Below are 12,681 nucleotides of genomic sequence, written 5' to 3'. Positions count from 1 at the left end.
ACTTCGCGTTACTGGATGTGGCCTTCCCGCCGAAGCTGGTCTGCTTCGCTCTTCTCGTAGCGCCAGGTGATGTCGGCCTTTTCGTCCTGCCAGTCCCAGGGCTCGACGAGGACGACGTCGTCCTCGCGGATCCAGATACGCTTTTGCATTTTGCCGGGAATGCGGGCGGTGCGCTCTGTGCCGTCGGCACACCGTACTTTGACGCGATTCGCCCCGAGCATGTTGGTGACGGTCGCGAAGACCTCGTCGTCGTCGGGCATTCGGAGATTCTTGCGACCACCGTCGTCGTCGCTCATGGCCCCACGTTGACGGTCGATCGGTTTAACCCTTTACTGATTCCTCCGAGCGCGACCGCCAGACGACGTGTCGATCGGACGAATCGGGAAACCACGCCGTTTATTCCTGTCGGGTATCCAGACCTGAGCATGCTGCAGAATCTCGGGCCGCTTGGCATTGTCGGTCTCCTGATCGTCGTCGCCGGAATCGGACTGATCGCCTACGCGAATCTGATCGTCGCGATCGGAATCGCCCTCGTCGTTGCCGGCCTGGGTCTCGTCGTGAAATCCCTGATTTCGGGGATGCTCGGGGCCTTCGGCATGATGTGACGCGACAGCCGATTTGTCGGAAAATTATTTCCGGCACGGCACCTCGTGTTCGTATAGACTATTCGCTACACTACTACGAACTCGTGTCGATCTATATCGTCTCGTGCCTCGATACTGGTGCGCTGATCGGCTACGCGACACCGATCGCGATCGAACTCTCGCTGGTCGTTCTCGGCATCGTTGCGATCGGCTTCATCTCCCACGCGCTGTTCGTCATCGGACCGGTCGACGAGCCGGTGGATCTGACCGTGGAAGTTACGGTTGCGGAGATTCCGCAGGTTTTGGCACCGGTAGAGTCAGTCGACTGATCGGCCCGGCGTCGCCGACGGTGTCCGCCGATTTCGGCCATAACAGTTATTTCTATTTGAAAGAACTCGTCCGCATGGTTTGGGTTTCAACCCGCCGACAAGTGCTACGGGCGACCGCGGCCGGGGGGATTCTCGGTCGGTCGCTTTCGATCCCGGCACTCGCGGCGGAGGGGGGTGGTTCAGACGAGTGGCCGATGTTCGACTACGATCCGGGGAAGTCGGGATACCACCCCACGGCCGACGGACCGAACGACGATGTCGTCGTGAGATGGGGGTATCGGACGGGAGATGGCGTTTATGGATCGGCGACGGTCGCCGATGGCGTCGTCTACGCCGGCAGCAACGACGGTGACGTGTACGCTCTGGACGCAGATGCGGGAACGCTCCTGTGGCGCCAGTCGATAGACGCGGAAGCGCAACACGCGGTCGCGATCGAGGACGGCACGGCGTACGCGGCCTCCGCGCAAACCGTCTACGGGTTCGACGCCGAAGACGGAACGGCCCTGTGGGAGCGCTCGATAGCCGACACGATTCCGGTTTCGCCGACCGTCGCTGACGGTGTCGTCTACGTCACTGACGTCGTGAACGACGCCGTCCACGCGCTGGACGGGAAGGACGGGTCGGATCTGTGGACGGCCCCGTTCGAGAGCGCCTTAGGCCCGTCGGTCCACGGGGACGTCGCGTACGCGACGAGTTTTGGGACCGGCGACGGTCTCGCAGCATTCGATGCGGAGACGGGCGAGAGACTGTGGAACGCCCCCGGTCGGCTCCTCTCCGATCCGGCCGTTTTCGACGGGAGTGCGTACGTCGGCGGAGCCGACGGCGTGTTCGCGTACGACGCCGACACCGGTGCGGAACGGTGGGCTCGGGAGGGAATCGGCGAGATTAGTCGGATTCCGTCGACCGACGGTGAACGCGTGTACGCTGGTACGGTATCCGCGAATTCAACGCTGTACGCGCTTGACGCCGACAGCGGCGACGTTCTCTGGGGGTTCGATCTCGACCAACCGATGAACTCATCCCCGGCGGTCGTCGACGGACTCGTTTACGTCGGTGATCGATATTTCTACGCGCTCGACACCGAGACCGGCGAAGTCCGGTTTCGGTACGACGAGGCGACGGAGTTCGGTTCTCCGGCGATCGTCGACGGAAGAATCTACGTCGGCAGCCTCGATGGACGCGTGTACGGGTTCGAGGGTGCGGCCAACCGTCTCGAAAATCGAATGGACGAAAAAATGGCGCTGGCGGAGACGGTGGACGACGTTTCGATCGCCTCGCTCCGGGACGCAGAACGCGTCGAAGCGCTTCATTCGGGCCTGAGGGCGGCCGTCGATCGGGAGGAACTCTCTACGTCGGACGCGCTCTCGACCGTCGAGCGGCTGCTCCTTGGCGAACAGTTAGTCGAGCGAACCGTTCGGGGGCTGGGGCCCGATGCCTACCCGGACGAGGAAACCGACGAGGGGTACGCGCTCGTCGATGCCATCGTCGAGGTCGCGATCAGAACGCTCGTGGAACTCGTTCTGGTCAAATTTGTCCTCCAAAAGATCATCGTCGGCCGCCTCGCCCGGTACGTTCCTGACGAGCCCGTCGATCTCGCTCGGGGTGTCTCGGTTTCGCCAGATCAGATCGAGTCGATTCTCGAACGCCTCGCTGAGGCGGCCGTTGTCGTCTCGAAACGCGCGATTTCCGCGCTCACGTCGGTTTTTTTCCCGGACGAGACGGACGACTCCGGCGTCGCGGTGGCCGATCGCGCGAGCCAGCGATGCGAGCACGAGGTTCTTGGCATCGTCAGCCAGATGCGCGACGGGATGCTGTCGGCCGCCGACCAAATCCGGGAAGCCATCGCCGAGGCGTACGAGGCCGTCGTCGAGGCGGTCGCCGCTCCGTGCCGGCGCGCGGTCGAAGCCGCGTTCGTCCGCCCCGCCGTCGACGACCTCCTTGCGTCGCTCGATCCCGGGTCGATCACAACCGGCGGCGTCCCCGGCTCGACCGACGGCGCACGGACAGCGTTCGAGGACGGCGACGGCGCGTTGTACGACGTCTTCTCGACGTCGATCGAGTCGATGGAACTGATCGAGTCAGACCTCGCCGATGTCGACCTGCTCAGCCCGGCTGCGGAGACCGGCGAGGCCGAGGATCCGGGCGCCCTCCGACGAATCCTCGGTGAACTGACGAACCTGCTCTGGGACCTTATCGGCGTCATCCGGTCCGCGAGCACCGCGACGGTCGGCATCGGCGGCATGCTCCTGGCGTGTCTCGAGCAGCTGCGGGCAGTCAAAGGGGTCGCGGCTGGCGAGCCGATGGACCGGTTACCGGATCCGGAGTGGGGTGACCGATGACCGAGGCGCACGTCTACCTGACAGCCTTCCGAGACGCCCTCTTGTCGGGCGACGGGGAGGGGGCCGAGCGGGCGCTGACCGAACTCACCGATGCGATCGAGGCGAGCGACGAGTCGTCGCTGACGCGGACCGCAGCGACCGCGCGAGCCGGGTCGCAGAGCCGGGAGGACCTCGCAGAACTCCAGGCGCATCTCGAAACTGCAGGCGTGACCGAATTAGCTCGGCTGCGTGCGGTGACGGCCGCCCTCTCGCTGTTCGCCGAACCGGACGCTATCGACGGGGAAACCGTCGACGCCGAACTGACGGGCGTCATCGACGATCTGGCCGATGCGGAGCGGGAACGAACCGACGTGGCCGCGACGACAGGATCGACGCTCGACCGGGTTACCATCCCGCCCTCGTTGTCGGCTGACCTCTCCCTCTCGGCCGATGAGGTCGAGGTGGGCGAATCCGTTACCGCGAGTTCGACGATCGCGAACCTCGGCGACGAACCCCTGACGAACGTCACGGTCGAACTGGAGGACGTGGACGAGGTAACCGCCGATCCCGCGAGGACGAGGATCGACCGCCTCGAGGGGCGCGATCGGATGACCGTCGAGTTCGACGTCGCGGCCGAAGAAAGCGGCGAGGTCCTGATATCGGTTGTCGCAACCGCAAACGGGGTCAGCGGCGCGCTCGAGACGGCCGATCTCTCCGTCGACGACGGAAACGGTTCCGACGATGAGGCCGACTCCACCCTCGAGTTGGCAGACTCCGCCGATCACGACGACTGGGTCCCGACCGCCGTGGGCGGCGCGTCGCTGGCGGCGACGATCGGCTACCTCTGGAAACGACGATCGAACGAGGACGGGGACGCTGTAGACGAGTCGACGGAGTGAGTAGAAGGCCGAGAACCGAGATCAGTCGTTCAAGAACGGAACGCGAAGAACGTGACCACATAAATGCCGGCCCGACTCGTGCTCCGGGAGATGTCTCGACCGATCAGGCTTCGTTGTCGCCCGCTCGGTGTTCGCTGATGAGCCGATCGACCATCTGTGCGTTCCGATCGCGTTTGCGGGCCGCGGCGCGTTCGTGCCAGTCGTCGATGGCATCCTCAACGTCGTCCTCGCGGGCGACGGCAAGTTCGTCGACCTCCTGCATGGCCACGTCGTCGGCGGGACCGACGGGAATCCGGTTTTCGAAGAGGATCTCGTCTGCGATTTCCGAGAGGCCGCCGTCTTTCAGGACGACGCGGGGCTCGAACTCCGCGAGCAGTTCGGCGGTCGACTTGCCCGCGCCGCTGGCGTCGGGGATGTAGACGACGTCGCCGGGGGCGATCCCGTACTGCTCGTCGGCCTCGCGGATCGCACCCTTGGTGAACTTCCGGACGACTTTGACGGGGACGAGTCCCTCCTTCTCGGCCGAGACGTCGCTGAAGTTCGAGTGATCGAGCTTCCAGAGGGCTTTCATCCGCTCGACTTTCGCCTCGAGGTCCTCGACGGTCTCGCGGGCCTCGTCGCGTTCTCGCTCCAGGCGATCGGCTTTCCGCTCGAGTCGCGAGACCTCGCGTTCCTTTCGGACCTGCGTTCGCTCCTCGCGGCGGGCGAGCGTGAGTTTCGACTCGAGTTCGTCGATTCGCTCGTCGCGCTCCTCGACCCGGCTCTCGAGTGTCTCGACGTGTGACTGGAGCCGATCGACCTGTCGCTTCAGGTCCTTGATCCGCCGTTCTTCCTCGGTCAGTTCGCGGGGTTCGTGCTCGGAGTCGTCCTCCGCTTCGCCGTCGTCGTCCTCGAGATCCCTGAGGACGGCCTCGACGCTTTCTTCGTCGGCGACGACCCGGGCGGTGACCTCCCCGCGATCGAGTCCGGGCGGGAGTTTGCGTGCGATTCGCTCGAACTGGTCTTCGTGGTCGTCGACGGCGTACAGCGCGGCGGCGAGGGCGTCTCGCTGGTGATCGTCGTCGTAGGGGTACTCGCGCGTGCGGTGTTGTTTCTCGTCCACGGGGAGGTCGCTCGTGGGCGTCCAGCCCGCAGCGTTGAAACTTCGGCGGAACTTCTCGACCGTCTCGGGGATCGGCGTCACGTCCGCGGCGACGATGATCGGCCGACCGCGCTCGACGATCCACTCGATCACGTCCGCCGTGTCGCTCGTGCGCGAACTCCAGACGTCTAACACCTCGCCTTCGAGGGAGACGATCGCGACGGCGGTCGTCGTCCCCGGATCGATCCCGACGATGACGTGGTCGCGGCGCTTCGCGAGCGGGCGAAATTCGATCCCGTCTCGTCGCTCGCGCTCGATTTCGACGCGGACATCGCCCACCCGGTTTCGCGAAACGGGGATCTCGCTCGGTTTCGCTTCGACGGTAAAGATGGCGTTTGCGTAGCCGCCGTAGGACTCGCGAACGGCTTTCTCGTAGTCGAGGTTCGCCTCTTCGAGTTCGGATTCGACCTCTCGGGCGCGCTTCCGGACCGACCCGTGGATGCGCCGGGTGTAGCGGTCCTCGCTCCACCCTCCTTTTCCGGTCGAGCGGCCCCTGGCGACTTTGACCTCGGTCGTGTCGGTAAACGCGGAGACCTCGTGGCCAACGTTGTGGGCGGCCAGTCGGGCGGCGGCCTCGGCCTCCTGCATCGGCTCTTTCCCGTAGGGAATCCCGTGGCGTTTCGCGACGCGAGAGAGCGGCTCGGGCTGTTCGGCACCCGTCACCTGGACGAGTTTCGTTCCGGAGGGGAGCGAGCCGAGGAAGTGGATCAGCTGGTCTTTGTCGGCCGCCAGCTCGTACATGTTGTCCGTCGCGACGATCGCCGGCTCCTCGTCGTCGATCAGCCGTCTGAGCTTTCGGTGGGTGACGACGTCTCGGCTCACGTCCTCGCCGTCGTAGACCACCAGCGCGTACGACGGGGCGTCGCCGCGCACGTCACCGCTCTGAATGTCGACACCGAAGACGACCGCATCGAGCGCACTCGTTCGCGTACTCACGGGGGTCACTAGGGACGAGTCACGCATAAATCCGGCGCGGGTTTCGGGTCCAGTCTCCGCCTCACCTGGTGGGTATTATGAGGGACCCGACACCACGTAGGCCCATGGAGTATACGACTCTCGGCTCGACGGGAATGGAAGTCAGCAAGATCTGTCTGGGCTGTATGAGTTTCGGCAGCGACCGCGAGTGGATGTTAGACGATGACGAGAGCCGCGAGTTGATCGAGCGGGCGATCGATCTCGGGATCACCTTCTTCGACACCGCGAACGTCTACTCTGCGGGCGAGAGCGAGGAAATTATGGGCGACGTGCTCGCGGACTACGATCGCGACGAACTGGTCGTCGCCTCCAAAGTTCGCTTTCCCGGCGCGACCGACCACCGGAACGCGAGCGGGCTTTCTCGAAAGACGATCGAACAGGAACTCGAGGCATCGCTCGATCGACTCGGGATGGACACCCTCGACCTCTACCAGATCCACCGCTGGGACCCCGATACGCCGATCGAGACGACGATGCGGGCGCTCGACGACGCCGTCCGTCGCGGACGGGTCCGCCACCTCGGGGCCTCCTCGATGTGGGCCCACCAGTTTCTGGAGGCTCGGCGGGTGAGCGAGCGCGAGGGACTCGCGCCCTTCGAGACGATGCAGAACCTCTACCACCTCGCCTACCGCGAGGAGGAACGGGAGATGTACCCCGTCTGCAACCAGTACGATGTCGGGACGATTCCGTGGAGTCCGCTCGGTGCGGGCTACCTCGCGCGACCCCACGAGGAGTTCCAGACCACGACGCGGGCCGACCACGAGATCGAAAATGCTGGCGTCCCCTACCACGAGTTCCCCGCGAGCGAGGAGATCAACGAGCGCGTCGCCGAACTCGCCGCAGAGCACGGCGTCACGATGGCCCAGATCGCGCTGGCCTGGCACTTCCAGAACGAAAACGTGACCGCCCCGATCGTCGGCACCTCGAGCATCGAACACCTGGAGGAAGCCGTCGAAGCACTCGACGTTTCGCTGTCGGCCTCGGACGTGGAGTATCTGGAAGCGCCCTACGAGCCAGTGCCGGTCTACGGCCACGAGTAGCCACCTGAAAGGGCCCATCGTTGTTCCGTTCCGGCGATCGCGGCCCGTTACTTCTCGCCGTCCGGATACGGAATCTCGAGTTCGTCGCCGTCGTCGGGGACGACCACCTCACCGTCGAAGACTGCCCGCGCCTCCCGTTCGTGGTCCGCGGTGTGTCCGGCGTAGCGCGATGAAATGTGGACCAGCGCGAGTCGCTTCGCATCCGCCCGAGAGGCGATTTCGGCGGCCTGCCGTGCCGTCGAGTGGGCGGTTTTCGCCGCCCGATCGGCTCGGTCCGCTGCAAACGTCGCGTCGTGGATCAGCAGGTCGGGGTCGTCCGCGACCTCGATCGTCGCCGCGGTCGGTCGAGTGTCGCCGGTGTACACGATCGACCGGCCGGGACGGGGCTCGCCGACGACCTGCTCGGGATGGACGACTGTGCCGTCGTCGAGTTCGACGGGCTCGCCTTCGTGGAGTTTCGAGAACTCGGGGCCCACCGGGACGCCGAGTTCTTCAGCCCGTTCGCGATCGAACCGGCCCTTGCGATCGTCCTCGACGAGGGCGTAGCCGACCGATCGGGTGTCGTGGTCGGTGGCGAACGCCCGGACCTCGTACTCATCGGCGCGGTAGGCCACGTCGCCGTCTCCGACTTCGGTGATGTGGACCGGAAACGAGGGGCGGTTGCCCAGCGCGTTCACCAGCGATTTGATCTCGCGGCGCGTGCCGTGGGGGGTGTAGATCGCGAGTGGGTCCTCGCGATCGTTGAACGCCATCGTCTGGAGCAGGCCGGGAATCCCGAGGACGTGATCGCCGTGACAGTGCGTGAGGAAAATGTGGGAGATCGAGAACCCGGTTCCAAAGCGCATGAGCTGGCGCTGTGTCCCCTCACCGGCGTCGAACAACAGCTGATCTCCCTCGCGGGCGACGAAGATCGAACTCGGGTTCCGCTCGGTCGTCGGAACCGCCCCGCTGGTCCCCAGAAACGTCACGCGCAGTGGCATCGTTCGGTGGTGGACGCGCCGCGGCTAAACCGCCTTCGGATCGAGGCGTCGCCCCCGCCGCGGGAACGAGACGACGATCGTTCTCACCCGCGCGAACGGAAAGCGTCCTTTATCATGGTGGCTGTCCAATGCTATTCCACTGAATACGCGTCCTTTCACAATGAGTTCGAGACTGCAGTTCGGCACGATCAAGCGCGTCGTCGCAATCCTGATCGCGATCGCGATCGTCCTCGCGGCGGGCGTGGTGGTCGGCCAGGCACCGGCACTGTTCGGCGTCGAGGAAGATCCGGAGGCCGAGATCACCGTCGAGGACCAGCAAGGAAACGGCACGAGCGTAGAGATTGCGTCAGTCTCGCTTTCGGAGGGTGGATTCGTCGTCCTGACCGACGGCGGCGACGAGCCCCTCGCAGTCTCCGACTACCTCGGCTCCGGCAGTCACGAAAACGTCACGATCGAGCAAGAAGAGGGCGGTCCCGAACTCGTTGGACAGTTGACCGCGACGGTCCACAGGGACACGACGAACGACGAAGCCTACACCTACGCCGAGTCCGACGGCAAAGAAGATCAGCCGTACCTCGAAAACGGATTCCCCGTCAGCGACAGCGCAACGGTCACGACCGACGACGGCGAGGACCCGCTCGGCGGCTCGTTCCTCGTCGAGTCGATCGACGCGCCGGCCAACGCGACGACGAACGAGACGATCGAGGTCACCGCGGAGATCCGCAACCCGACCGAACTCGACACCCAGCAACCCGTCGAGTTCAGGAGCGACGGGCGGGTCGTCGAACAACAGCTCCTCGATCTGAACGCCGAAGAGAGCCAGGAGATCACGTTCCAGATCGATACCAGCGGGATGGAGCCGGGAGAGCGAACCATCGGCGTCTACACCGACGGCGACGGGGCGCTCACCGAGATTTTCCTCGAGTTCCACACCGATCCGAGCGTGACCGTCGTCGACGCCGACGACGGAGGTGTGACCGTCGACGCCGCGATTCCCGAGACGGGATTCGTCGCCGTCGAGGACGACGGCGATGTCGTCGGAACCAGCGACGAACTTTCAGCCGGCGAACACACGAACGTGACCGTCTCGTTCGACGAGAACGCAAGTGTCGACGAGGACGACGAACTGACGGCGGTCCTCTACGCCGGCGACCCGGCGGACGTCGATACCGCGAGCGCGATCGAACACGACGGCGATCCCGTCGAGACCACGTTCACGATCGCGGAGGCGGCTGAAGCCGCCGAAGCTGACGAATCCGAGGGGGACGACGGTGGCGACAGCGGCGACGGCGGGAGCGATGGTGACGGCAACAGCGGCGACGACGAAGGCACCTAACCGACCGATTCTTACCGCTCCCGTCCCTACCGGCTGGCGATGGACGCGCCGCTGTGGACCGATACGTACGCCCCGGAACTGGCCGAGTTGCCCCAGGACGACGCTCGAACGTACCTCGAGCGAGCCGTCGAGGAACCGATCAATCTCGTCCTGCAGGGGCCGCCAGGAAGCGGCAAGACGGCGGCGGCGCGCGCACTGGCCCGCGAGGCTCATGAGGACCCCGACAACGACCTGATCGAGATTAACGTCGCGGACTTCTTCGGCCGGACGAAAACGGAGATCAAGAACGACCCGCGTTTCGAGTCGTTTCTCGTCGGCCGCTCCTCGATGTCCAAGCGGGATATGATCAACCACGTTCTCAAGGAATCCGCGAGCTACGCGCCCGTCTCGGGCCAGTACAAGACGGTCCTGCTGGACAACGCCGAGGACGTCCGCGAGGACTTCCAGCAGGCCCTGCGTCGCATCATGGAACAACACCACAAAACGACCCAGTTTCTCGTCGCCACCCGCCAGCCCACGAAGCTCATCCCGCCGATTCGATCGCGGTGTTTCCCCGTGTCCCTCCGTGCACCCACGAGCGAGGAGACCGTCGTCGTCCTCGAGCGAATCGTCGAGGCGGAGGGCGTCGACTACGACGACGACGGTCTCGAGTTCGTCGCGGGCTACGCGAACGGGAACCTCCGGCAGGCGATCCTGGCCGCCCAGACCACCGTCGAGAACGCGGGCGAACTCACGATGAGCGCCGCCTACGAGACGATCGGCGACGTCGGTCTCGAGGACGAGGTCGAGGAAATGGTCGACGACGCCGAAGCGGGCGAGTTCACCTCGGCGCGTGGCACCCTCGACGACCTGCTCGTCGACGAGGGACTCGCGGGCCAGGAAGTGCTCGACGTGATCCTTCGGATCGCCCGCAAGCGTTACCAGGGCGATCGGCTCGCGCGAATCCACCGCCTCGCCGCGGATATCGAGTTCGAGATGCACGAGGGGACGAGCGATCGCATCCACGTCTCCCACCTGCTTGCCGAACTGGGCCGGGACGCTGGGTGACCGACGTGGCAACGGCTGCTTCCGTCTCGGAAGACGTGGCCCACGGCTGGAGCGATCGGTTCTGGACGGCGCTCGCGATGCAGCCGCTGCTCGCGCTCGCGTTCGGCGGCCTCCCCGTTGTCGCCGGCATCGACTCTCTCCCGTTCGCGATCGGCTCGCTCGCGATCGCACTCCTCGCCGGCGAGGGTCTGCTCCGGCGGTTCGGCCCCGTCGTAATCGATCCGCTCTGGCTCGGCGCGATCGCCGCACTGGTGGTCGGCGTGCTCGCGATCGGTGCCCTCCACGTCGCGGGACGTCCCACCGACGGCAGCGTCTGGATTCTCGGGCCGATCGCGACGCTCGCCGGCGTCGGCGTCGCCGGCTGGCGGATTGCGGCCCGCCGCGAGTGAGGCGGAGACGGTGGGTACTATTCGGTGTAGCATCACAGTAGGGGTATGCCGACCGTACTCGACACGCACATCCGGAATCGATTCCGCGTTCAGCCCAACCACGCGAACAACAACGAGACGCTTCACGGGGGGAACCTGATGAAGTGGCTCGACGAGGTGGGCGCGATGTCAGCGATGCGGTTTGCGGGCGAAACCTGCGTCACCGCGCGCGTGAACGAACTGGATTTCGAGCGCCCGATCGGGATCGGGGATACCGCACTCGTCGAAGGATACGTCTACGACGCGGGTCGAACCAGCGCCCACGTGGCGCTCCGGGCCTGGCGCGAAGAGCCCCGGACCGGCGAGACCGAAAAGACAACCGAGTCGTCGTTCACGTTCGTCGCGATCGACGAAGACGGAAAACCGGTCCCGGTTCCCGAACTGACCGTCGAGACGGAAACGGGCGAACAGCTTCGATCGCGCGCACTCGAAAACGGATTCTGACCGGGACCGACGTTCAGTTTTCCGACCACTTACTCGAGAACCAGCACGTACCGCGTCAGCGATCGATGCACCCGGCGCTCGAACGCCGCCTCGATCTCCCAGCCGGCCTCGCGGGCGGCGCTGGCCCAGGAGCGATCGGCCACGACGACGGCTCGCGACGCGACTCGCCGCGCTTCGGAAAGCCCACCGGCGACGAGGTCGTCGAGTCGGTGGCTCTCGATCTTCGACTGGCGACCGTAGGGTGCGTCGAAGACGACGCCATCGATCGTGTTCTCGGCAAAGGGAAGCCGCGTCGCGTCCCCGCGGGCGACGTGCCACGATCCGCGATCGACCCCGGTCGGGGAAGATTCGCCACGATCGAGATAGTGAGACAGATTTCTCCGCGCGCCGCGGGCCATCTTCGTTTGCGCGTCGGTGCCGATCACGTCCGCGCCGACGAAGCCGGCCTCGACGAGCACGCCGCCGGTGCCGCACATCGGGTCCAGAATCGTCACGCCGGGGCGGGCACCCGCGACGTTCGCGATCGCGCGTGCGAGCAGCGGGTCCATGCTGCCGGGCTGAAAGAACGGTTTGTCGGTCGGCGCTCGCGTCCCGAAGTCCCGGATGCTCTCGGTCTCGAGCCAGCCCAGCGTACAGACCGAGACGCGATCGTCCGAGGACTCCTCGCCGTCGGCGGGGGTCAGCAGCGACCCCATTTCGGTGCACCCGTCAGTTTTGGAAGCCGGCAGTTGCCCCTCGGAAAACGCCACTCGAAGGACGTGATCCGGGTTCTCGAGGTCGACCTCGAACCCGCGATCGACGAGCACCTGTCCGAGTTCGCGTTCCGCGCGTTCGGTGCTTTCGCCCGTCGAGCCGTGAACGTCGGTCGCTCGCACGGCGATCGTTCCCCCGCGATCGAGCGGGGCCGTCTCGAGGAGTACCCTGGCGCTGTCGAGTGCGGCGTCCGTTCGCCCGAGCAGCTCGCTCGCGCGGTGGGTGTAGGCGAGTCCCCGGATCTGGGCGGGATCGATCGCGTTTGCGAGGGCGAGTCCTGGCGCGATCCGGCGGACGCCGGCCGCGGCGCTTCCAGCCTCGCAGGCTGCGAAGGCGTCGTCCTCGCCGCCGAGTTCGAGGAAGTACACGTCCATTCGTCCCCGTGGGTTGGGTATGAGCCTACCGTT

13 protein-coding genes are annotated in these 12,681 nt (G+C 65.6%); 9 read left to right on the top strand and 4 right to left on the bottom strand.

Features of this window, described 5'->3' with window-relative positions; all coding sequences use genetic code 11:
• Nucleotides 1–8: 8 nt before the first annotated feature.
• Nucleotides 9–296, bottom strand: coding sequence for a translation initiation factor eIF-1A (eif1A, locus tag AC6I6L_RS06775; protein WP_497916977.1), 288 nt, complete (start codon nt 294–296; stop codon nt 9–11).
• 129 nt (nt 297–425) lie between these two features.
• Between eif1A and AC6I6L_RS06770 the strand changes: the two genes are divergently transcribed.
• From AC6I6L_RS06770 to AC6I6L_RS06755, 4 genes are all read left to right on the top strand, one after another.
• Nucleotides 426–605 (top strand): DUF7470 family protein, encoded by a 180-nt coding sequence (locus tag AC6I6L_RS06770; protein ID WP_497916976.1) that lies wholly within the window; start codon nt 426–428, stop codon nt 603–605.
• A gap of 83 nt (nt 606–688) precedes the next feature.
• A complete protein-coding gene (locus tag AC6I6L_RS06765) occupies nt 689–913 on the top strand; it encodes a DUF8015 family protein (protein ID WP_497916975.1) in 225 nt (74 codons plus the stop codon).
• Nucleotides 914–987: 74 nt separating this feature from the next.
• On the top strand, nt 988–3,252 hold the full coding sequence (locus tag AC6I6L_RS06760) for an outer membrane protein assembly factor BamB family protein (RefSeq protein ID WP_497916974.1): 2,265 nt from the start codon (nt 988–990) through the stop codon (nt 3,250–3,252).
• Nucleotides 3,249–4,130: a CARDB domain-containing protein gene (locus tag AC6I6L_RS06755; protein ID WP_497916973.1), complete on the top strand. Its 882-nt coding sequence runs from the start codon at nt 3,249–3,251 to the stop codon at nt 4,128–4,130. The genes AC6I6L_RS06760 and AC6I6L_RS06755 overlap by 4 nt, the downstream gene beginning before the upstream one ends.
• A gap of 103 nt (nt 4,131–4,233) precedes the next feature.
• Here the strand turns inward: AC6I6L_RS06755 and AC6I6L_RS06750 are convergent, their stop codons facing one another.
• Nucleotides 4,234–6,207: a DUF460 domain-containing protein gene (locus AC6I6L_RS06750; protein ID WP_497916972.1), complete on the bottom strand. Its 1,974-nt coding sequence runs from the start codon at nt 6,205–6,207 to the stop codon at nt 4,234–4,236.
• A 104-nt stretch (nt 6,208–6,311) separates the two neighbouring features.
• Between AC6I6L_RS06750 and AC6I6L_RS06745 the strand changes: the two genes are divergently transcribed.
• Entirely contained in the window at nt 6,312–7,286 is a 975-nt protein-coding gene (locus AC6I6L_RS06745) for an aldo/keto reductase (RefSeq protein ID WP_497916971.1), read from the top strand.
• Between the two features lie 47 nt (nt 7,287–7,333).
• On the opposite strand, the gene rnz is transcribed toward AC6I6L_RS06745, so the two are convergent.
• Nucleotides 7,334–8,266 carry a ribonuclease Z gene (gene rnz / locus AC6I6L_RS06740; protein WP_497916970.1) on the bottom strand — a complete coding sequence of 311 codons (933 nt, stop codon included), beginning with the start codon at nt 8,264–8,266 and terminating at the stop codon, nt 7,334–7,336.
• Nucleotides 8,267–8,426: 160 nt separating this feature from the next.
• Here rnz and AC6I6L_RS06735 point away from each other — a divergent pair, with 160 nt between their 5' ends.
• The 4 genes from AC6I6L_RS06735 to AC6I6L_RS06720 are packed head-to-tail and all read left to right on the top strand — an operon-like array spanning nt 8,427 to nt 11,521.
• Nucleotides 8,427–9,602, top strand: coding sequence for a DUF7282 domain-containing protein (locus AC6I6L_RS06735; RefSeq protein WP_497916969.1), 1,176 nt, complete (start codon nt 8,427–8,429; stop codon nt 9,600–9,602).
• Between the two features lie 39 nt (nt 9,603–9,641).
• Nucleotides 9,642–10,649: an AAA family ATPase gene (locus AC6I6L_RS06730; RefSeq protein WP_497916968.1), complete on the top strand. Its 1,008-nt coding sequence runs from the start codon at nt 9,642–9,644 to the stop codon at nt 10,647–10,649.
• Entirely contained in the window at nt 10,646–11,038 is a 393-nt protein-coding gene (locus AC6I6L_RS06725) for a hypothetical protein (protein ID WP_497916967.1), read from the top strand. The genes AC6I6L_RS06730 and AC6I6L_RS06725 overlap by 4 nt, the downstream gene beginning before the upstream one ends.
• Nucleotides 11,039–11,083: 45 nt before the next feature.
• A complete protein-coding gene (locus AC6I6L_RS06720; RefSeq protein ID WP_497916966.1) occupies nt 11,084–11,521 on the top strand; it encodes an acyl-CoA thioesterase in 438 nt (145 codons plus the stop codon).
• A 29-nt stretch (nt 11,522–11,550) separates the two neighbouring features.
• Here AC6I6L_RS06720 and AC6I6L_RS06715 read toward each other — a convergent pair whose 3' ends face one another.
• Nucleotides 11,551–12,642: a methyltransferase domain-containing protein gene (locus tag AC6I6L_RS06715; RefSeq protein ID WP_497917102.1), complete on the bottom strand. Its 1,092-nt coding sequence runs from the start codon at nt 12,640–12,642 to the stop codon at nt 11,551–11,553.
• Nucleotides 12,643–12,681 lie beyond the last annotated feature (39 nt).

It is taken from the genome of Halosolutus sp. DAT137 (assembly GCF_059736405.1).
The sequence above is the reverse complement of the archived record's forward strand: the minus strand, read 5'-3'. Positions and strand labels throughout refer to the sequence as shown.